Origin of the sequence: Petroclostridium xylanilyticum (assembly GCF_002252565.1) — a bacterium.
Lineage (GTDB): Bacteria > Bacillota > Clostridia > SK-Y3 > SK-Y3 > Petroclostridium > Petroclostridium xylanilyticum.
This window is the reverse complement of sequence record NZ_NPML01000007.1, coordinates 417,691-438,037: the sequence shown is the minus strand read 5'-3', so window position 1 is coordinate 438,037 and position 20,347 is coordinate 417,691. Positions and strand designations below refer to the sequence as shown.

Annotated in this window: 22 protein-coding genes; 20 read left to right on the top strand and 2 right to left on the bottom strand. The window is 36.1% G+C overall.

The features are described from left to right. The 9 genes from CIB29_RS05480 to CIB29_RS05440 all read left to right on the top strand — a co-directional run bounded on the left by CIB29_RS05480 (position 1) and on the right by CIB29_RS05440 (position 9,034). Positions 1 to 348, top strand: a complete 348-nt coding sequence (locus tag CIB29_RS05480) for a small basic family protein (RefSeq protein ID WP_094547561.1) — start codon at positions 1 to 3, stop codon at positions 346 to 348. Between the two features lie 111 nt (positions 349 to 459). Then, on the top strand, positions 460 to 1,515 hold the full coding sequence (gene ftsZ, locus CIB29_RS05475) for a cell division protein FtsZ (protein WP_463208276.1): 1,056 nt from the start codon (positions 460 to 462) through the stop codon (positions 1,513 to 1,515). 168 nt (positions 1,516 to 1,683) lie between these two features. Next, positions 1,684 to 2,592 carry a sigma-E processing peptidase SpoIIGA gene (spoIIGA, locus tag CIB29_RS05470; protein ID WP_094547557.1) on the top strand — a complete coding sequence of 303 codons (909 nt, stop codon included), beginning with the start codon at positions 1,684 to 1,686 and terminating at the stop codon, positions 2,590 to 2,592. A 60-nt stretch (positions 2,593 to 2,652) separates the two neighbouring features. After that, positions 2,653 to 3,354 (top strand): RNA polymerase sporulation sigma factor SigE, encoded by a 702-nt coding sequence (gene sigE, locus CIB29_RS05465; protein WP_463208277.1) that lies wholly within the window; start codon positions 2,653 to 2,655, stop codon positions 3,352 to 3,354. Between the two features lie 170 nt (positions 3,355 to 3,524). Next, the gene (gene sigG / locus CIB29_RS05460; protein ID WP_094547553.1) at positions 3,525 to 4,298 is read left to right on the top strand and encodes an RNA polymerase sporulation sigma factor SigG; all 774 of its coding nucleotides are present in this window, start codon (positions 3,525 to 3,527) and stop codon (positions 4,296 to 4,298) included. A gap of 217 nt (positions 4,299 to 4,515) precedes the next feature. Further along, entirely contained in the window at positions 4,516 to 4,773 is a 258-nt protein-coding gene (locus tag CIB29_RS05455; RefSeq protein ID WP_463208250.1) for a YlmC/YmxH family sporulation protein, read from the top strand. Positions 4,774 to 5,066: 293 nt separating this feature from the next. Continuing rightward, positions 5,067 to 5,522 carry a transcriptional regulator NrdR gene (gene nrdR, locus CIB29_RS05450; RefSeq protein WP_094547550.1) on the top strand — a complete coding sequence of 152 codons (456 nt, stop codon included), beginning with the start codon at positions 5,067 to 5,069 and terminating at the stop codon, positions 5,520 to 5,522. 52 nt (positions 5,523 to 5,574) lie between these two features. Further along, entirely contained in the window at positions 5,575 to 7,905 is a 2,331-nt protein-coding gene (locus CIB29_RS05445) for an anaerobic ribonucleoside triphosphate reductase (protein WP_094547548.1), read from the top strand. 289 nt (positions 7,906 to 8,194) lie between these two features. Beyond that, entirely contained in the window at positions 8,195 to 9,034 is an 840-nt protein-coding gene (locus CIB29_RS05440; protein WP_094547546.1) for a PHP domain-containing protein, read from the top strand. A 10-nt stretch (positions 9,035 to 9,044) separates the two neighbouring features. On the opposite strand, the gene CIB29_RS18495 is transcribed toward CIB29_RS05440, so the two are convergent. After that, positions 9,045 to 9,182 carry a hypothetical protein gene (locus CIB29_RS18495; protein WP_157910215.1) on the bottom strand — a complete coding sequence of 46 codons (138 nt, stop codon included), beginning with the start codon at positions 9,180 to 9,182 and terminating at the stop codon, positions 9,045 to 9,047. A 51-nt stretch (positions 9,183 to 9,233) separates the two neighbouring features. Beyond that, positions 9,234 to 9,620, bottom strand: a complete 387-nt coding sequence (locus CIB29_RS05435) for a bactofilin family protein (RefSeq protein WP_094547544.1) — start codon at positions 9,618 to 9,620, stop codon at positions 9,234 to 9,236. 234 nt (positions 9,621 to 9,854) lie between these two features. On the opposite strand from CIB29_RS05435, the gene CIB29_RS05430 reads away from it, so the two are divergent. From CIB29_RS05430 to CIB29_RS05380, 11 genes are all read left to right on the top strand, one after another. Further along, positions 9,855 to 10,049 (top strand): hypothetical protein, encoded by a 195-nt coding sequence (locus CIB29_RS05430; protein ID WP_094547542.1) that lies wholly within the window; start codon positions 9,855 to 9,857, stop codon positions 10,047 to 10,049. Positions 10,050 to 10,206: 157 nt separating this feature from the next. Further along, positions 10,207 to 11,493: an ATP phosphoribosyltransferase regulatory subunit gene (gene hisZ / locus CIB29_RS05425; RefSeq protein WP_094547540.1), complete on the top strand. Its 1,287-nt coding sequence runs from the start codon at positions 10,207 to 10,209 to the stop codon at positions 11,491 to 11,493. Position 11,494: 1 nt separating this feature from the next. Then, positions 11,495 to 12,142 (top strand): ATP phosphoribosyltransferase, encoded by a 648-nt coding sequence (hisG, locus tag CIB29_RS05420; protein WP_094547538.1) that lies wholly within the window; start codon positions 11,495 to 11,497, stop codon positions 12,140 to 12,142. Beyond that, complete coding sequence (gene hisH, locus CIB29_RS05415; RefSeq protein ID WP_094547536.1) at positions 12,139 to 12,762, top strand: imidazole glycerol phosphate synthase subunit HisH; 624 nt, start codon at positions 12,139 to 12,141, stop codon at positions 12,760 to 12,762. The genes hisG and hisH overlap by 4 nt, the downstream gene beginning before the upstream one ends. 42 nt (positions 12,763 to 12,804) lie before the next feature. Then, positions 12,805 to 13,521, top strand: coding sequence for a 1-(5-phosphoribosyl)-5-[(5-phosphoribosylamino)methylideneamino]imidazole-4-carboxamide isomerase (hisA, locus tag CIB29_RS05410; RefSeq protein WP_094547534.1), 717 nt, complete (start codon positions 12,805 to 12,807; stop codon positions 13,519 to 13,521). Between the two features lie 6 nt (positions 13,522 to 13,527). Then, positions 13,528 to 14,289, top strand: coding sequence for an imidazole glycerol phosphate synthase subunit HisF (hisF, locus tag CIB29_RS05405; protein ID WP_094547532.1), 762 nt, complete (start codon positions 13,528 to 13,530; stop codon positions 14,287 to 14,289). Between the two features lie 143 nt (positions 14,290 to 14,432). Beyond that, entirely contained in the window at positions 14,433 to 15,068 is a 636-nt protein-coding gene (hisIE, locus tag CIB29_RS05400) for a bifunctional phosphoribosyl-AMP cyclohydrolase/phosphoribosyl-ATP diphosphatase HisIE (protein ID WP_242965061.1), read from the top strand. A gap of 371 nt (positions 15,069 to 15,439) precedes the next feature. Next, positions 15,440 to 16,342, top strand: a complete 903-nt coding sequence (locus CIB29_RS05395; RefSeq protein WP_094547528.1) for an alkaline phosphatase family protein — start codon at positions 15,440 to 15,442, stop codon at positions 16,340 to 16,342. A gap of 275 nt (positions 16,343 to 16,617) precedes the next feature. Then, positions 16,618 to 19,122, top strand: coding sequence for a U32 family peptidase (locus tag CIB29_RS05390; protein WP_198543758.1), 2,505 nt, complete (start codon positions 16,618 to 16,620; stop codon positions 19,120 to 19,122). 132 nt (positions 19,123 to 19,254) lie between these two features. Continuing rightward, on the top strand, positions 19,255 to 19,716 hold the full coding sequence (gene dut, locus CIB29_RS05385) for a dUTP diphosphatase (RefSeq protein WP_198543757.1): 462 nt from the start codon (positions 19,255 to 19,257) through the stop codon (positions 19,714 to 19,716). 167 nt (positions 19,717 to 19,883) lie between these two features. Further along, the gene (locus tag CIB29_RS05380) at positions 19,884 to 20,258 is read left to right on the top strand and encodes a NusG domain II-containing protein (RefSeq protein ID WP_094547524.1); all 375 of its coding nucleotides are present in this window, start codon (positions 19,884 to 19,886) and stop codon (positions 20,256 to 20,258) included. The last annotated feature ends 89 nt before the right edge of the window (positions 20,259 to 20,347 follow it).

Here is a 20,347-nt window from a genome sequence, read left to right as displayed (position 1 = left end):
GTGATATTGATTATTGGATTAGTCATTGGACTGGTTATTGGGTTTTTAACTCCAATTCATATTCCCTCTCAGTATTCCTCTTATGTTGCTATTGCAATCCTGGCAGCTCTTGATTCTGTTTTTGGAGGAATAACAGCCAGTTCTCAAAAAAACTTTGATATAAAAATTTTTATATCGGGTTTCTTTGGGAATGCATTATTGGCTGCTTTACTGACTTATATCGGTAAGAAGCTGGACGTAGATATTTACCTTGCTGCTGTTGTGGTTTTTGGCACCAGACTTTTTCAGAATTTTGCAATTATTAGAAGATTTTTATTGAATAAATATTTAAAAAACGATAATATATAATATGGGCAGACAGTAATTATTATGCATTAATAGGTTAAATAAAATATTAAATATAATGGTTACAAATGAAGTTAAAGGGGGCCGTTGTTGGTGTTAGAGTTTGATACAGAGATGGATAATTTTGCGCAGATAAAAGTTATAGGTGTTGGCGGAGGAGGAAATAATGCTGTAAATAGAATGATTGTAGCTGGATTAAAAGGCATCGAATTTATTTCGGTAAATACCGACAAACAAGCACTTCTTTTATCAAAAGCCTCCCAGAAAATACAAATAGGGGACAAGCTTACCAGGGGATTAGGTGCCGGTGCAAATCCTGAAGTAGGACACAAGGCTGCAGAGGAAAGCAAAGAAGAAATTGCTCAAGCATTAAAAGGAGCTGATATGGTTTTTGTTACTGCAGGTATGGGAGGAGGGACCGGTACAGGGGCTGCTCCTATTGTTGCTTCTATCGCGAAAGAAATGGGAATCCTTACTGTTGGTGTTGTAACTAAGCCTTTCACCTTTGAGGGAAGACAAAGAATGGTAAATGCAGAAAAGGGGATTGCAGAGCTAAAAGAATGCGTTGACACGTTGGTAACTATTCCGAATGATAGATTGCTTCAAATCTCAGAAAAGAAGATTTCTTTTATGGAAGCCTTTAGAATGGCAGATGACATTTTGAGACAGGGTGTACAAGGTATTTCTGACCTTATTGCTGTACCTGGATTGGTAAACCTGGATTTTGCTGATGTTAAAACGATTATGAAGGATACGGGTTTTGCACATATGGGAATAGGAAGAGCAGCCGGGGACAATAAGGCCGAAGAAGCTGCGAGACAGGCAATTCACAGCCCATTGCTGGAAACCTCTATTGAAGGCGCAAGAAGGGTACTTCTTAATATTACCGGCGGAAGTGACCTTGGGTTATTTGAAGTTAACGCTGCTGCAGAATTGGTTCAAAAATCTGCAGACCCTGATGCAAATATCATTTTTGGTGCAGTGATTGATGAGAATCTTAAAGATGAGATAGTTATTACGGTGATTGCAACCGGGTTTGATAAAGGACCTCATAGCAAGAAAGTAAATCCGGTGCTGGAAAAGGTTAATGAAAAGAGTATTCCCAAACAGCAACAGGTAGATGATGATTTAGATATTCCTACTTTTTTACGTAGAAATAGAATAAAATAAGCTATCAAAAAATAACGACACGAAGATTCGTGTCGTTATTTTTTTGTATTCTACAACAGGCTTTGACAAATTTTTAAGCATAAATTGTATATAATAATCATAAATATATTCGATTTTGAATATTAGTAGAATAGAGTAATATTGTAATCAATATGGGGGCATAGAATTGTGAAGCCGGTTGTATATGTAGATATTTTATTTATAGTAAATTTATTAATAAATTACATGTTGCTGTGGACTACAGGGAAAATTTCCAAGAAACAAATGTCCGTTATAAGGCTTCTCATAGGTTCCTTAATAGGTGCAATTTATGCTGTTATCATGTTTTTTCCAGCTTTCAAGATTTACTACACTGTTATCGCAAAAATTATCTTCTCGATGGCTTTAATAGCTATTACCTTTAATATCGAAAAGGTAAAAGACTTTTTCAGAGTTTTAGCAATATTTTATGTAGTATCCTTTACTTTTGGTGGCACTGCACTGGGATTGTTTTATTTTACCAATGTAGGTGCCTTTATAGGAGCTATTTTAAGTAACGGTGTAATTTATTTTACATTGCCATGGAAGGTTCTGGTTATTTCCAGTTTTATTGCATATATCATTATCAGAATAACCTGGCAAGTCTTTTATAAAAAGATTAGTAAAGAAAATATGTTTATACCGCTTTTAATAATGTTTGATAATAAGAGTATATGCGTCAATGCATTAATAGATACGGGCAACTCATTGTACGACCCTATATCTAATTTCCCGGTAGTAGTTGTAGAATTTCAGGCAATAAAAGATTTATTACCTGAAGATATTCAAAAAATATTTAATGAATGCAGTGAAAATGATTTGAGTCTCATATCCAAAATAATGTCTAATTCAGTTTGGATTTCAAGATTCAGGCTTATACCGTTTTCTTCGCTGGGGAAGGAGAATGGTATGTTAATTGGATTTAAACCGGATGAAATTGAAATCATCGAGGGTGAGCATAAAAAGGACATAAAAGATATCATTGTTGGTATTTACAATAAGAGACTTTCAAAAGATGAAACATACAAAGCCTTATTAAATCCAGAAATAATTGGGTAGGTATGAATTATAAAAAAGGAGAGGATATCATTGAAATTATTATTAAGCATAAGGTTATATCTGAAGATAAAGTATATATGGATATTACAGAAATTAAAGCTGTACACGCCGCCGGAAATACACTATATTGGAGGCAGTGAAGCTTTACCGCCGCCATTAACTGCCGAAGAAGAAAACTATCTTATCTCAAAACTGGAACAAAGGGATTTTGCTGTTAAAACCATTTTGATAGAAAGAAACTTGCGTCTGGTTGTATATATAGCCAGAAAATTCGAAAATACCGGTGTAGGAGTTGAAGACCTTATATCTATAGGTACTATAGGTTTGATTAAAGCAATTAATACGTTCAATCCAGATAAAAACATAAAACTGGCTACGTATGCTTCGAGATGCATAGAAAATGAAATACTAATGTTTTTAAGAAAGAATAATACAGTGAAAACTGAAATTTCAATTGATGAGCCATTAAATATCGATTGGGATGGAAATGAACTCTTGTTATCAGATATATTGGGAACAGATAATGACTTAATCTACAGGAGTATTGAAGATGAAGTAGACAAAGAGCTATTGGATATTGCAATGAAAAAGCTTTCATCAAGGGAAAAAAAGATTATGGAACTGAGATTTGGCTTGCAAAGCGGGGTAGAAAAAACTCAAAAAGAAGTAGCCGATATGTTAGGAATATCCCAGTCTTATATATCCAGACTGGAAAAAAGAATTATTAGCAGGTTAAAAAAAGAAATTAGCAGAATGATATAGTATGAAATTTAATTTAAATTAAAGAATTTTAGAGCAATTATATAATAAATTAATATAATTGAAGTTTATAGGTCTTGGTGGTAACATTACAACAAAATACTGCCGTATAAAAAAAACCTTCATGGTAATAATGATATTGACATCGAATTTAATTGCCTGGAGGTTTTTGTATGTTAATAAACAAAGTAGAAATATGCGGAGTAAATACATCCAAGCTGCCAGTTTTATCAAACGAACAAAAAAAAGCACTATTTGAAAGAATGCATAAAGGAGATATAGCCGCCAGGGAAGAGTTTATTAAAGGAAACCTTAGACTGGTATTGAGTGTTATTCAGAGATTTAATAATAGAGGGGAATATGTAGATGATTTATTTCAAGTGGGGTGCATCGGACTTATTAAAGCAATAGATAATTTTGATGTTTCACAAAATGTAAAATTTTCTACTTATGCAGTTCCTATGATTATTGGTGAAATAAGGAGGTACTTAAGGGATAATAATTCTATAAGGGTCAGCCGTTCACTAAGAGATATAGCCTATAAAGCGCTTCAAGTAAAAGAAAAACTTACTAATAAGAACTCAAAAGAGCCAACTATTACTGAAATTGCAAAGGAATTAAATATTCCTAAAGAAGATGTGGTTTTTGCTCTGGATGCGATCCAAGACCCAATATCCCTATTTGAACCGGTATATCATGATGGTGGAGATGCTATCTATGTCATGGACCAGGTAAGGGATGAAAAGAATCACGATGAAGGTTGGGTAGAAGAAATTGCTTTACGGGAAGCAATGCGGAAATTAAATGATAGGGAGAAACATATTTTAAACTTAAGGTTTTATGAGGGCAGAACTCAAATGGAAGTAGCTGAGGAGATAGGAATTTCTCAAGCACAAGTTTCCAGACTTGAAAAGAGTGCGCTGATGCATATGAAAAAATACATCTAATGAATTGAGAATTTAAAAATCTATAGATAACGCACGAATGATTCTACATCAGTCTATTTTATAGTTCGAAGAAAAAAGACAAAAATAAAATACTCCAGTATTTATTATATTAGCATTATTGAATTAATTAATGCATAGTATATTAGTGTTAATATAGAAATATAATTTTTAATTTTCAATTCTCAATTCTCAATTCAAATGCGGGGTGTTTTTTTTGGTGAGGGCGTCAGATTTCAGACAAAAAGAAGTGATCAATATTGCAGACGGAAAACGATTGGGGTTTGTTTATGATGTTGAAATAGATATGAATAAAGGAGTGATTGAATCCATTATTGTACCGGGTCCTGGTAAATTTCTCGGGCTGTTTGGCCGGGATACTGACTATGTTATCCCATGGAACAGCATAAAAAAAGTCGGCGATGATATTATATTAGTAGATATGAATGAGGGTGTAATGAAGAGGTATATAGAATAGTTCACGGTTAATGGTTCACAGTTCACAGGAATTTGTTCTGGTATATCATAATAATTGCAATTAGAAAGACTGTCTGTTATTTACAGATAGTCTTTTCGCTTTTATAATATTATGTTCGCAATATACTGTGAACAGTGAACTATGAACTGTGAACCAGTTCTCTAGTCTAAAAGTCCTATACGAAATAATCCAGAAAATGTTGACAGGTAATTTATATATGATACAATATATAGTACGGAATTTTGGATAATAACACCAAATGTAGTTCCGATAATAGGTTCAGGAGGGATTAAATGAGGTGTCCTTTTTGTGACTATGAAGAAAGTAAAGTTATAGATTCCAGGCCTACTGATGAAGGTCTTGCTATTAGAAGGAGAAGAGAGTGTTTAAAATGTAGTAAGCGCTTTACGACGTATGAAAAAGTTGAAAATATTCCTCTGATGGTAATAAAGAAAGACAAAAGCCGGGAGCCTTTTAATGCAGATAAATTGATGAACGGTTTACTCAGGGCCTGTGAGAAAAGACCGGTATCACTGCATGATCTGGAAAAAATCGTAAGCGAAATAGAAGGAGCTATTTATAATTCATTGGAGAGAGAGGTCACATCTCATCAAATTGGCGAGATGGTTATGGAGCGGCTGAAGAAATTGGATGAAGTTGCCTATGTCAGATTTGCTTCAGTATATAGACAGTTTAAGGATATTAATACGTTCTTAGAAGAACTTAATAAACTATTAAAAGATACATAAACAGGATATTTGCTTTGAAGTTTAAGTTATACACTCAGAAAGGTGGATCTCAGTGATAGAAAAAATTAAAAAACGCGATGGAAGAATAGTAGATTTCAATGCCGACAAAATTACGAATGCAATTTTCAAAGCTGCCAAGGTTGTGGGTGGAAATAACTATGAGATGGCAGAACAGCTAACCAATAGAGTTATTGAGTATATAGAAAATGAGCTGGCGCTTGAAATCCCTGAAGTAGAGCAAATTCAAGATGCTGTAGAAAAAATTTTAATTGAGACAGGACACGCAGCAACAGCTAAAAAATACATATTATACCGTGCTGAAAGAAACCGTATAAGGGAAAAGAATACCCGGTTAATGCAAATATATAAAGGTATTACCTATGAAGAGTCCAAGGATAATGACACTAAAAGAGAAAATGCGAATATAGACGGTGACACAGCCATGGGGACCATGCTAAAATATGGCTCTGAAGGTGCGAAAATGTTTAATGAGATGTTTATAATTAAGCCGGAGCATGTTCGGGCTCATAAAGAGGGCGATATCCATATACATGATATGGATTTCTTAACATTAACTATGACATGCTGCCAGATCGATATTCGCAAACTTTTTGAAGGTGGTTTTAGCACCGGACATGGACACTTAAGGGAGCCTAATGATGTAGCCAGTTATGCTGCCTTAGCTGCCATAGCTATTCAGTCTAACCAAAATGACCAGCATGGTGGTCAAAGTATACCGCTTTTTGATTTTGGCATTGCACCCGGAGTAGCCAAGACCTATGTAAGGTTATATAAAGCTAATCTTGCTAAATATTTCTATGCAAACTATGAAGATGATAATAGGGATTTTGCAAAAATTGTGGAAGAAGCGGTAAATAAAACGATAAGCCAAACAGGATATAAACCTTCAATCAAAACTGAAGAAAGGTATTACCAGCAAGAGTTGCAAAACCTGTTAGAATATATTGATGATGATAGCTTAATAAGATCGGCACAAAAATTTGCAGAGAAGTTTGCATTAGCAGAGACTGATAGGGCTACTTTTCAGGCAATGGAAGCTTTTGTACATAATTTAAATAGTATGCATTCGCGGGCAGGATCACAAACACCTTTTTCTTCCATAAACTTTGGTACTGATACTTCGCCGGAGGGAAGGCTGGTGAGCAAAAATTTGCTGCTGGCTACTGAAAGAGGGTTGGGAAATGGTGAAACGCCAATTTTTCCAATACTAATTTTTAAGGTTAAAGCCGGTATCTCCTATAATGAAGGTGATCCTAACTATGATTTGTTTAAACTGGCATGCAGGGTTAGTGCAAAACGATTATTCCCTAATTTTAGTTTTTTAGATGCTCCTTTTAATAAGCCTTATAGTGATCGTGGACCCGATTCAGAGGTTGCATATATGGGCTGTAGGACAAGAGTTATTGCCAATACATATGATCCTAGCAAGGAAGTAACAAATGGAAGGGGTAATCTGAGCTTCACATCAATCAACCTTCCCAGGATAGCGATTATGAGTGAACAAAATATTGAAAATTTCTTTATTGAACTGGATAAAAAAATTGATATCGTTATTGACCAATTGCTGGAACGTATGGAGATCCAGTCCAGGAAAAAGGTTAAAAATTTTCCATTCTTAATGGGGCAGGGAATTTGGATAGACTCTGAAAAATTAGGCTGGGAAGACGAGATAAGAGAAGTTATAAAACATGGAACTTTGACACTTGGATTTATAGGGTTGGCGGAAACTCTTACAGCTTTAATAGGTAAACATCATGGTGAATCGGATACGGCACAGGCCCTTGGGCTTAAGATTATAGGACATATGCGAAAAAGAATGGATGATGCAAGCAATAGATATAAGCTTAATTTTTCATTAATTGCAACACCGGCTGAGGGGTTGTCCGGGAGGTTTGTAAAGATGGACAGGGAGAGGTTTGGAGTTATCCCAGGGGTAACGGATAAGGAATATTATACAAATTCCTTTCATATCCCCGTATATTTCCCAATATCAGTTTTTGATAAGATACAGAAAGAAGCGCCGTATCACCAATTAACCAATGGAGGGCATATTACTTATGTTGAGTTAGATGGTGATCCTTCCAATAATCTTGATGCTTTTGAAACAGTAGTTAGAGCCATGTACGATGCCGGAATAGGTTACGGTTCCATCAACCACCCGGTAGATAGAGACCCTATTTGCGGATATACGGGTGTTATCGGAAACCAATGCCCAAAATGCGGAAGAACAGATGGTGATGAAGGTATAAAGTTTGAAAGGATAAGAAGAATTACCGGTTATCTGGTTGGAGACCTTTCGAGATGGAACGACGCTAAAAAGGCTGAGGAGAGGGATAGAGTAAAGCATGGATTATGCCGGTAGTATAAAAATAAAGATAATGATTTAGAATAAAATAGACTATATAAGTATTACTAAGTACTTTACATTGTCTATTTTAGTTCACAGTTCACGGTTCACGGTTCACAGGATTTTCTTGGCTAATTTCTGTGAACTGAGAACTGTGAACCGTGAACAAAATAACAATAATGTAACATACTTAGTGTTATATATATAGTTATCGATGAAATGAACCAACTTTAAAATTAAATATTTAGCTTTAAAGTTGGTTCATTATAACACATTAAGCTTTTTTGAAATAGGAGTAAATACTATGAGATATATTGACTTACATGTCCACACCACGGCATCCGATGGGTCCATGACGCCATCCCAGGTAGTACAATATGCAGTTAAGAAAAATCTTGCAGCCATCGCAATTACTGACCATGATACAATTGAAGGGGTTTCGGAAGGTGTTGAACAGGGGAAAAAAGAAGGGATAGAGGTAGTTCCGGGAATAGAGATAAGTGTAGATTTTGGAGTAGAGATGCACATACTGGGCTATTTTATTGATATTGATTCCACGATATTGAATGATACATTAAATAAGTTAAAGTATTACCGCGACCAGAGAAATCCTCAAATTATCCAAAAGCTAAATGAACTGGGCGTAGAAATAACAATGGATGAGGTGGAAAGCAAAGCAAACGGAAGAATTGTTGGACGGCCCCATATCGCAGCAGTGATGATAGATAAAGGGTATGTAAATAGTACGGATGAGGCGTTCGATAGGTATTTGAGTGTTGGAAGACCTGCTTATGTAAAAAAACAAAAGCTGCTGCCTGAAGAAGGGATTGAATTGATAAAAAAAGCGGGCGGATTTGCTGTTCTTGCACACCCCATCTTTTTAAAAAAGGAAGACGAGGAGTTGGAGTATTTATTAAGACAACTTATACGATATGGATTAGATGGACTTGAGGGTTACTATTCTGATTACTCTGCAGAGGTAAGTAACAAATATCTGGCTCTAGCCCGAAAATACAATTTGATAGTTACCGGGGGTAGTGATTATCACGGAAAAAGCAAACCGCACATAGAATTGGGTGAGGGGTACGGTACGCTAAAAGTGCCATATCAATTGCTAGAAACTATGAAAGGTAGAAGAGGTTAGACACCTTCTTCTACCTTTCATTTCTTTCACGTAACTCTTCAAGTTCGTCCATTGGTTCTTCAGATTCTTCTTCCCATATTGGGATATTTACACTCCAGGGAAAGACTTGCCTGGTAATGTTTTTCTTGTCATTTTTTTTAGTTTTCATACCATCACCCCTTTATAGGGTGTACATTTATAGCAAGAATTATTTACTTGCTCATTTATCTTTTTCTTTAGTGGGTATTTCCTGTCTTGTAGAGTTTTCCATCATTGCACAATTACCATGAAATATTGCACCTTCATCAGCGATCAAGCTATTAGTTTTTATATCTCCAGTTAGTTTGGCAGAAGTTGTAAGCCGCAGTTGTCCTTTAGCAGTAATGTTACCTTCCACAATACCTGAGATAATAACATTGTTGGCATATATATTTCCCCAAACAGTTGCTTTTTCCCCTATGATGACATCACCTTCTGCTTTTACTTCGCCCCTGGTTTTTCCATCAATTCTAATAGTGCCGTCTAATTTAATATTGCCCTCAAAAAACGAATTTGCTCCTATCAGAGTATCTACTGAATAAGAGCTAGAACTTTTTTTAGAAAACATAATGTATAACCCCCACTGTTGTAATTTTGATAAGAACTAAATATTTTTCATTATTCTCCACTATTGGTTAAAAATCCTTCTAACCCGTAAAAAAATTGTATAATTTTGTACTTTAAAAAGATGGTTAATCTGTTATAGAAAATTTGGCTAACACAATATGTTGATTAATATAATTGTATAATCCTGCTTGATCTAACAAATACTAATCTTAGTTTTTGTAGGAGAGTGATAGTGATGAATTATGCAAGTGAGAACCAGTTGATTGCGGTTGCGCAGTCCTGTGATCATTTTAATTCAGGTGGAACAGCAAACAGCAAATTTTCTACCGGGGCTGAAAACATATCATGCAGGGTATGCAAAAATTGGGATGGTAAAAAATGCGTAATCAATGTCTTTGATAATGTTCTTACCAGTTTGGATCAAACATGATCAAGTACAATAAATATTATAAAATATTATAATGATAATGCTTGAAAATTTAAGTTCAAGCATTTTTTTATTGACAAATTCATAGTAAAATAATATAATCATGTTAACCTGCTTTAGCAATTTATCACTTTAATATATTGAAGTAAGGGGTGGCCTTATGTCAAAATGGAAACTACATACTCCTGAAGGTGTTCAGGATATTTTACAGGAAGAATGTATTATAAAAAGAGAGATTGAAGAACGGATCACCAGTATTTTTCAAAGTTATGGATATTATGAAATCCAGCCTCCAACTTTTGAATTTTATGATGTTTTTGCCGGAGAATCCGGATTAATAGAACAAGAAACCATGTTTAAGTTTTTCGATCATCAAGGGAGAATTCTTGCATTACGCCCAGACATCACTACACCAATTGCAAGAATTGTTGCTACCAAATATAAAGACATAACACCTCCATTGAGGTTATCTTATGTGGGAAATGCCTTTAGATATGATGAACCTTATCAGGGAGCCAGGCTAAGAGAGTTTACACAGGCAGGAATAGAAATGATAGGTATTAATACTCCCGAGGCGGATGCTGAAATAATTGCAATAACAATCAATGCTCTTCTGGCTTCAGGGCTTAAAGAATTTCAAATAGAGATTGGCCAGATTGAATTTTTTAAAGGGCTAATGGACCAGACAGGACTGGCTGAGGACGATATAGAAAAAATGAGAATATTGATTGATAGTAAAGATTCTTTAGCTATAGAAGAATTGGTCAAATCCTATGAAATGGACAGCCAACTAAAAAATATTATATTAAATCTTCCTTCACTGTTTGGAGGTATTGAAATAATAGATAACCTGGAAAAAGAGACCATAAACACAAGAGCTTTAAATGCATTAAAAAACCTGCGGCAGGTTTACAATATTCTTTTAGACTATGGATTGGAACAATATATATCTATAGATTTAGGAATGGTGCAAAGTATTAATTATTATACAGGAATCATCTTTAAAGGTTTTACCCATGGTTTAGGCTTCCCTGTATGTTCGGGTGGAAGATACGATGGATTAATAAGTGAATTCGGAAAAAGTCTCCCCGCCATGGGTGTTGCTATTGGTATTAACAGGCTTATGTCTGCTTTAGAAAGGCAAAAGGTAGAGTTTCAGCTATGGAAAGTAGATAGTTTGATAAATTATTATGGGACAGGGAGAAAAAAAGCATTTCAAATTGCCGACGAGTTGAGAAGTCAAGGGTTAATTGTAGAAGTATATCCTGGGGAATATTCTCCTGACAGTGTTGTTGCATATGCCAAGTGTAAAAAGATAGATGGCATCATTACAGTATATGATGAGGAAAATATTGAACTTCATAACTTGCAGACAGGTGAAAAAGTAAACACCAGTGTAAGTGCATTACTAAAAAGTGGTGGGCAGGAAATAAAGGAGGACAATTAGCATGAAATATATTACGATTGCCCTGGCAAAAGGGAGACTGGCAGAGCTTTCCATAGATATATTTGAATCAATCGGTTTAAAGTGCGGTGAAATGAAAGAGAAGTCAAGGAAGCTTATTTTTATAGATGAAGAAAAAAAGATTAAATTTATCCTGGTCAAAGCTTCGGATGTACCTACTTACGTAGAATACGGGGCGGCAGATATAGGTATTGTTGGGAAAGATACTTTGTTGGAAGAAGGAAGAAATTTATATGAAATGGTAAATCTCAAATTTGGAGCCTGTAGAATGGTAGTAGCCGGTCCTGCAGCATTAAAAGACAAATTAGATAATCTTAACAATAAAAGAGTTGCTACAAAATATCCCCGCATTGCAAGGGATTACTTTCAAATAAAGAAGGGACAGACAATTGAAGTTATTAAATTAAACGGGTCGGTAGAACTTGCCCCTTTGGTCGGTTTGTCGGAAGTCATTGTAGATATCGTTGAAAGTGGAAAAACTCTCCAGGAAAATGGACTGGTAGTAATTGAAGAAATATGCGACATAAGTGCCCGGCTGGTTGTAAACCGTGTAAGTATGAAAATGGAAAAAGAAAGAATCCTGGATATTGTTAGACGGGTTAAAGAAAAAATTGAGGAGGGCCGTACATGATTGCAATTATTGATTATGGTGTAGGAAATTTAAGAAGTGTAGAAAAAGCATTCCAATTTTTGGGATATGAAGCAATGACTTCAAACGACAAGGACTTTATTCAAAAGGCAGATGCTGTTGTATTACCAGGAGTTGGTGCCTTCGCTGATGCAATGAGTAGTTTGAAAACTACAGGTCTGGACGAATTAGTATACCAATTAATAGATTCCCAAAAACCATTTTTAGGGATATGTTTGGGGATGCAACTGCTCTTTGATTATAGTGAAGAAGGTGGAAATCCTGAAGGATTAGGAATTCTTCGTGGGGGTATAAAGTTAATACCGGATAGGGGAATTCTAAAAGTTCCTCATATGGGTTGGAATAAGTTAACGATTACAAAAGAAAATCAGCTGTTCAAGGATTTACCTGTTGACCCCTATGTCTATTTTGTACATTCCTATTATCTTGAGGCGGCTGACCGGGATAATGTAATAGGCACCACCACTTATGGGATAGAAATAGATGTGGCAGTCAATAAGGGAAATATATATGCTACACAGTTTCATCCTGAAAAGAGTGGAGAAGTCGGCTTGAAAATATTGGATAATTTTGGAAAAATAGCGTATAAAAAATTAATATAAAATTGTGATTTCTAGTTTTTAGTTAACATTGGAGGGAATGCGATGGTTATATATCCTGCAATAGATATAAAACAAGGAAAATGTGTAAGACTTGTACAAGGAAAGTTTTCTGATGTGACGGTATATTCGGATAATCCGGTACAAATGGCAAAAAAATGGGAACAACTGGGTGCAAAGTATATTCATCTTGTAGATCTGGATGGTGCTCTAACCGGACAATCGGTGAATAGTGAAATTATAAAAGAAATAGTAAAGTCAGTGTCGATCCCTGTTCAGTTGGGTGGAGGGATTAGAACCATTGAAAATATAAAATCTATGTTGGACAATGGAGTGACCAGGGTTATATTAGGAACTTCGGCTGTCAGGAATCCTTTGCTAGTGAAGGAAGCAGCAGCGCAGTATAAAGAAAGGATTGTTGTAGGAATTGATGCGAAGGATGGAAAGGTAGCAATAGAAGGATGGGAAAAAGTAAGTGATTTTTCAGCCGTAAGTTTTGCTAAAAAGATGCAGGAAATTGGAGTTAAAACGATAGTATATACGGATATTTCAAGAGATGGAATGCTAAAAGGACCAAATATTGCTGCCATGAAAGAAATGGTAGACAGTCTTGCGATTGATGTAATTGCTTCAGGCGGGGTGAGTAGTCTTAGCGATATTAAAGAGTTGAAGAAAACAGGAGTAGAAGGGGTAATTGTAGGAAAAGCGCTTTATACCGGAAATGTTAGTCTTGTAGAAGCGTTAGAGGTAGCAAAGGAGTGATGACAAATGTTAGCCAAAAGAATTATACCGTGTCTTGATGTCCATGCAGGAAGGGTTGTAAAAGGAGTTAATTTCGTTAATTTGCGTGACGCCGGTGATCCGGTTGAAATTGCTTCTGTATATGATAAAGCCGGTGCCGATGAATTAGTGTTTCTAGATATTACTGCATCGTCCGATGCAAGAACCATTATGTTAGATGTAGTCCGGAGGACTGCAGAGCAGGTATTTATACCTTTTACTGTAGGCGGGGGAATAAGGACGGTCGAAGATTTTAGAGATATTTTAAGAGAGGGTGCTGACAAAATTTCGGTTAACTCTGCTGCCCTAAAGAGACCCGAACTCATCTCAGAAGCAGCCTGGAGATTTGGCAGCCAATGTGTAGTAGTTGCGATTGATGCAAAAAGGCGGGAGAATGGTGAAGGATGGGAAGTCTACCTGAATGGTGGTAGAATTAACACAAAAAAGGACGCTGTTGAATGGGCAATAGAAGCTGAAAAAAGAGGCGCCGGAGAAATCTTGCTTACGAGTATGGACTGTGATGGTACTAAAAATGGATATGATATTGAGTTAACCTATGCCATATCCTCGCAAGTTAAAATTCCGGTTATTGCTTCAGGCGGAGCAGGAACCATGGAGCATTTCTATGAAGCTATCACTGCCGGACAAGCAGATGCAATACTGGCAGCTTCATTGTTTCACTATAAAGAGATGGAAATTAGAGATTTAAAGCAATATCTTAGAGACAGGGGAGTAGAAGTCAGGCTCTAAGCCTTTTCGCAACGTTTTTTCCATAATATTCTTCAACTAAAAAATATACGCCCGGGGTTTGGGGAGAGATTTTCCGAACTCCGATTTCTAAGCTCTGAGCTTTATGCCAGTACGCATACATTTATAGAATGGGGGAAGTAGTAATGAACTTTGTGGATCAATTAAAATTCGATGATAAAGGACTTATTCCTGCAATTATTCAGGATTATAAAACAGGTGAAGTTTTAATGATGGCATACATGAACAAGGAAACGGTACAAAAGACTGTACAAACAGGCAAGACTGTTTTTTGGAGCCGGAGCCGGGAGAAGTTATGGATGAAGGGTGAAACTTCCGGGCATTTTCAGTATGTTAAAAGCATTAAATTAGATTGTGACAACGACTGTTTATTAATTAGTGTAGAACAGATAGAGGCAGCTTGCCATACTAATCATTATTCATGTTTTTACAGGGAATATAAAAACGGGCAGTTAGAAGAGGTGGAAGATAGTAATTTTAATAAAGCAAAGGTACTCCAGGATGTATATGATATTATAGTAGATAGAGTGAAAAATCCTAAAGAAGGGTCTTATACCAATTATTTATTTTCTAAAGGCATAGATAAAATGTTAAAAAAGGTGGGAGAAGAAACGGCAGAAGTCATTATTGCAGCAAAAAATAAAGCTGCTGACGAAATTCGCTATGAGGTTGCTGATTTGCTGTATCATCTTTTGGTAGTGTTGGTAGAACGTGGGATCACACTAGATGAGGTTTATGATGAGCTGGAACGAAGAAAGTGATAAATATTTATTCACGTAATATATATAAATAGCATTAAAGATTAATATAAAAATAGTGGGGAGTGGGGAGTAAAACCGAAACCACAGAAAAAGTCCGGTTTAGCAGGAAGAAGGGATGCGACTTGGGGACGGTTCGTCTGTCGAATGCGCTTTTCATGCGACTGAGGAACCGTCCCCATGTCGAAGCCCTGAGCAATCAAGCATATTTTCATCATTATTTGTGTCTTGAGCCATGCCTCGAAACTCTGCGGGTGGAACAATGCGTCTTTGTCCGCATGAATACCAATATAGGCCGAAGGAAGAACATGCAATATATGATGGTACTTATCCGGATGAAGAATATTATCATTGGAGGGTAAAAACGGATAATCATGAAGGTTGTATTTATCTTTATTGACGGTTTTGGGCTGGGAAGGGAAGAGGTACAGATAAACCCATTATATAGTGCCAATATACCTAATATACGTAAAATGATGGCTGAATATATTGTAATTCCTACTGATACGACTTTAGGTGTGGAAGGATTACCGCAAAGTGCCACGGGTCAGACGGCTATTCTCACGGGAATAAATGCACCACAGGTACTGGGAAGGCATTTACACGGGCAGCCCACCATTACTTTAAAAAAATTATTATATAAACATAGTCTTTTTAAAATACTAAAAGAAATGAATGTAAAAGTTACAAATGCCAATGTATATAGAGAGCAGTATTTGCAGCAGATTAACAACCCTAAGAGTAGAAAATTGAGGCCTTCAGCGTCTACTGTTGCCTGTATGGCTGCGGGGATAACTTTTCGGACTGTAGAAGATTTAAAGCATGGCAGAGGGATTTATCATGATATAATTAATAAGATATTGATAGAAAGCGGGTACGAAGTATCCCTTATTGAACCTGAGTCAGCTGCACAGATATTATTCAATATATCCCAGGAGTATGACTTTACATTTTTTGAATACTTCATGACTGATATAATAGGGCATAAGCAGGAGAGAGAAAAGAGTGAAGAGGTATTAGAGATTTTAGATAGATTTTTAGGTAAATTGGATAAGATCATAGATTATACAAATACTTTATTAGTGATTACCAGTGATCATGGCAATATAGAGGATCTATCCGTGAAAACCCACACCTTTAACAAAGTACCTACAATTGTACATGGCAAATGTGCTGAAATATTTGTGGAAGGAATTACTTCACTGGTAGATATTAGTCCGGCAATTATTAGAGTTTTTAGCTTAGCCCTGACCGATTATGAAAGGCGTATATTTTAGATTTGAAGAATATTATGGAAAGAACGTTGTGGAAAGGCTTAGAGCTTGTTAACGCAGCGGAGGAGAAGTCGCATCACCTGTTTGAGCGGCAGCGAGTTTGATGCCTTTATTGGGGACATTCCTCGACGAAGGAGAGGTGTGTCCCCTGACCTTAGACGCAAGTTTACAAGCTCTTAGCCTTGGAACTCCTGTTATTGGAATAATATTCTTCAGATTTAATTTAGAAAATGCACCTGATTACGAACCGTGAACTATTAATAAAGGAAGTGACCGATTTGGATAATGATGTAGAACTGTTGTCTCCGGCAGGAACCTGGGAGGCGTTGGTTGCTGCAGTACAAAATGGAGCTGATGCGGTTTATCTGGGAGGAAAGGCTTTTAATGCACGTCAATATGCGGGAAATTTTGATGATGAGCAGTTAAAACGGGCTGTAGAATATTGCCACGTTAGAGGAGTAAGTGTTTATTTGACGGTTAATACACTTTTAAATGACAGAGAGTTAGAAGAATTGGTTAGCTTTATTGTTCTTGCTAATAATATAGGTATCGATGCAGTAATTGTACAGGACTTAGGTGTTGCTAGGTTGATAAAGGAAGCTGTGCCTGAATTGAGCCTGCATGCCAGCACGCAAATGACCATTCACAACCTTGGAGGCGTAAAAATATTAGAAAAAATGGGATTTGACAGGGTGGTCCTGGCAAGGGAATTAAGCTATGAAGAAATACGGTATATTTGTAAAAATTCTCCCCTTGAAGTAGAGGTTTTTATACATGGTGCATTATGCATGTCTTATTCCGGGCAGTGCCTTATGAGTAGTTTGATAGGGGGAAGGAGTGGCAATAGGGGGTGTTGTGCACAACCATGCCGCCTTCCCTATGATTTTGTAGATATGGATTCCCAGAAAGTGCTGCATGAAAAATTAAGCCAAAAGTATTTATTAAGCCCTAAAGACCTAAGCCTTATTGAATACCTGAATAAATTAAAAGAGGTGGGAGTAAAATCATTAAAAATTGAAGGCAGGATGAAACGTCCTGAATATGTTGCAGTAGTAACGAGAATCTACAGGCATTACCTGGATAGTAATCTTAAGGTAAATCAAGAAGATTATGATACACTTTTACAGATGTTCAACAGGGGAGGTTTCACACAGAATTATTTTAAAGGCAAAACCGGGGAAAGCATGATGAGTTATATAAGGCCGAATAATTGGGGCATATACATAGGAGATGTTGTTTCCTATGATAAAAAGAAAAATCTGGTACATATAAACTTGGAGGGCAATTTAAATGTGGGTGATGGCATTGAGATATGGACAAAAAGTGGTCAAGACCAGGGGATAATCGTTACAAAATTAATGCTTGGTTCTAAAAATATAGATTCTGCAGTTAAAGGACAGGTTGTAAGTTTTAACATAAGTGGAGATATAAAAAAAGGAGACAAGGTCTATAAAACATCTGATGTTAAGATTAATGAAGAAGCGAAACAGACCTTTGGTGAAAGCGTTAACCTTAAGAAAATACCTATATACGGACATTGCAAAATTGAACTTGAAAAACCTGTTCGTATAAGTTTGTGGGATGATAAAGGTAATTATGTAGAGGCTACGGGACAGAAAGATGCAGAAAAGGCTATTAATAAAGAATTGGAGACTGACAAAGTATTACAGCAGCTAAATAAACTGGGAGGTACTCCTTTTGATTTTGTAGATATAAGTGTGGATATACAACCAGGGCTGGCATTGCCTGTCAGTGAGATTAACAGTGTGAGAAGAAATGCAGTGGAATTACTAGTAGATAAAAGAATTAATAATTTCAAACGTCAACCTGTACAGGTTGCAGAAGCAAAGTACAGAATTGAGCAGCTTGTTAATAAAGATAATCTTGTGATGCAAAATGCTGGCAAAATAAAATTAGGCGCACAGGTTAACAGTTATTTGCAGGCAAAAGAATTGTTAAATAGTGGGTTGGAAAGGATTTATATTACGGCAAACGCTTTGCTGGAGCACAAAGATCAAGAGAATTTTAAAGATATTATTTTACAATACATTTCCCAGGAAATAGAGATTGTTTGCGCTTTTCCCCGGATACTTCTTGAAAGAGATATAAAGGTATACAGGCAAATAGTAGACCTTATAGGTCAACTTGGAATTAATAGTGTAATGCTGGGTAATATAGGTCATACGGTTTTGCTGGGGGAAGGTAGTTCATATAATCTATATGGTGATTTTAGTTTGAATATATTTAATTCTCTAAGTATTTATACTGCCGGTGAGCTGGGATTTAAGTGTGTAACGTTATCACCGGAACTAACTTTTAAACAGATAAACAATATTCAGAAGCCGCTGGCATTGGAATCGGAAATTCTTGTGTATGGTAGGCTGCCTTTAATGATAATGCAAAATTGCCCTATTGGAAGTTATTCAAGATATCTGGACAGTTCGTGCAAATGCTGCTGTGATATGAAGGGATATGGCCTTAGAGACAGAAAAGGCATAGTATTTCCGCTGATGACAAATAAATTTACATGCCGTACAGAAATTTTGAACTCACAACCACTTTTTCTTGTTGATAAGATGGATGATATATTATCCAGTAGAATTAATTCAATCAGACTGCTATTTACAAACGAGAGTCCAGCAGAGTGTAAAAAGATAGCTTCAATCTATAAAGATGCCATGGAAATGGGACAAGATAAGGCAATGGAAAAGCATGGAGATTTTATTGAAAAAATAATGAAGGAAGGCTTCACAAGGGGACATTATTACAGGGGAGTGGAATGAAGCAAGATAAAGGCAAAGATAAAGATAGAGATAAAGACAAAGATAAAGAATTATAAATAAGTTTAATCCATATCTTTATCTGTATCTTTATTTGTATCTTTATCTGTATCTAAAAATATCGGGGGGATAAAAATGGATAGCCAAATTGATGTTAAAATCAAATATGTGTCTCCTAAAATAGGAAAAGAAATAAAACCACCGTTTTATGCAACTTCTGGTTCAGCTGGGATGGACCTGGCAGCTTGTATTGAAGATCCTATTATACTAGAACCGGGACAAAAGGTAGTAGTCCCTACTGGAATAGCAATACAACTGCCTTCACACCAATATGTAGCTCTTATTTTCGCACGCAGCGGTCTGGGAATAAAGCATGGCATTACAATGTCTAATGGAGTAGGTGTAATAGATAGTGACTATACGGGTGAAATTATGTGCGGATTAATAAATCTGGGAAATAGACCATACACTATTCAGCCAGGTGACCGTATAGCTCAAATGGTGTTTATGCCGGTAGCTATTGCTTCTTTAACTCTTGTGAATGAACTTAATCCCACTGAAAGAGGAACGGGGGGGCTGGGGTCAACCGGACAATAATTTTAATATTTCCGGCTTTAATTGGAAGGATGTTTATCAACTGCTAAATAATTATTGTATTTTCCACTATTTTGCTCTTTAATATATTAAATTATAGTAGTATAATTAGACTGATATAAATTTGGCAATGCTATTTTCATACTATTCAGTCATGAAGGAGTATTGGGATGACCCTTGGAGATAAAATTGTTATTATATTTATGCTATTTATTTCTTTTGTCGGTATGTTTATTATAAATGTATTTTTCTACGGGGCAGCAGGCACCAGTGTTGTAATTGAAGTAAATGGAGAGTTGTACGCGAAATATAATTTTAATGAAATAACTTCGGCTAAATACATTGAAATACAAACTCAATATGGTTATAATAAGGTTGAAATAGATAAGAACAGAGTAAGAGTAGTAGAAGCTGATTGTCCGGATAAACTGGATGTACTGGCCGGATGGATTAGCAAGTCCAATCAGATGATAGTATGCTTACCAAATCGGCTGGTAGTAAAGATCGAAGGTAAAAATAGAGAACTTGACGGTGTAGCATACTAACCTATATGACCTGAATAATTTGATTGCTAAGGATAATGAAAGTAGTGAAACGATGGATGGGTATTTTTCACTATTCACTCCCCACTACT

Excerpts from the sequence above, each read along its gene's own strand:
- ftsZ (WP_463208276.1), top strand. The coding sequence starts at position 460 with ATGGATAATTTTGCGCAGATAAAAGTTATAGGTGTTGGCGGAGGAGGA.
- sigG (WP_094547553.1), top strand. The coding sequence starts at position 3,525 with ATGTTAATAAACAAAGTAGAAATATGCGGAGTAAATACATCCAAGCTG.
- nrdR (WP_094547550.1), top strand. The coding sequence starts at position 5,067 with ATGAGGTGTCCTTTTTGTGACTATGAAGAAAGTAAAGTTATAGATTCC.
- CIB29_RS05440 (WP_094547546.1), top strand. The coding sequence starts at position 8,195 with ATGAGATATATTGACTTACATGTCCACACCACGGCATCCGATGGGTCC.
- CIB29_RS18495 (WP_157910215.1), bottom strand. The coding sequence starts at position 9,182 with ATGAAAACTAAAAAAAATGACAAGAAAAACATTACCAGGCAAGTCTTT.
- CIB29_RS05435 (WP_094547544.1), bottom strand. The coding sequence starts at position 9,620 with ATGTTTTCTAAAAAAAGTTCTAGCTCTTATTCAGTAGATACTCTGATA.
- CIB29_RS05430 (WP_094547542.1), top strand. The coding sequence starts at position 9,855 with ATGAATTATGCAAGTGAGAACCAGTTGATTGCGGTTGCGCAGTCCTGT.
- hisZ (WP_094547540.1), top strand. The coding sequence starts at position 10,207 with ATGTCAAAATGGAAACTACATACTCCTGAAGGTGTTCAGGATATTTTA.
- hisG (WP_094547538.1), top strand. The coding sequence starts at position 11,495 with ATGAAATATATTACGATTGCCCTGGCAAAAGGGAGACTGGCAGAGCTT.
- hisH (WP_094547536.1), top strand. The coding sequence starts at position 12,139 with ATGATTGCAATTATTGATTATGGTGTAGGAAATTTAAGAAGTGTAGAA.
- hisA (WP_094547534.1), top strand. The coding sequence starts at position 12,805 with ATGGTTATATATCCTGCAATAGATATAAAACAAGGAAAATGTGTAAGA.
- hisF (WP_094547532.1), top strand. The coding sequence starts at position 13,528 with ATGTTAGCCAAAAGAATTATACCGTGTCTTGATGTCCATGCAGGAAGG.
- hisIE (WP_242965061.1), top strand. The coding sequence starts at position 14,433 with ATGAACTTTGTGGATCAATTAAAATTCGATGATAAAGGACTTATTCCT.
- CIB29_RS05395 (WP_094547528.1), top strand. The coding sequence starts at position 15,440 with ATGAAGGTTGTATTTATCTTTATTGACGGTTTTGGGCTGGGAAGGGAA.
- dut (WP_198543757.1), top strand. The coding sequence starts at position 19,255 with ATGGATAGCCAAATTGATGTTAAAATCAAATATGTGTCTCCTAAAATA.
- CIB29_RS05380 (WP_094547524.1), top strand. The coding sequence starts at position 19,884 with ATGACCCTTGGAGATAAAATTGTTATTATATTTATGCTATTTATTTCT.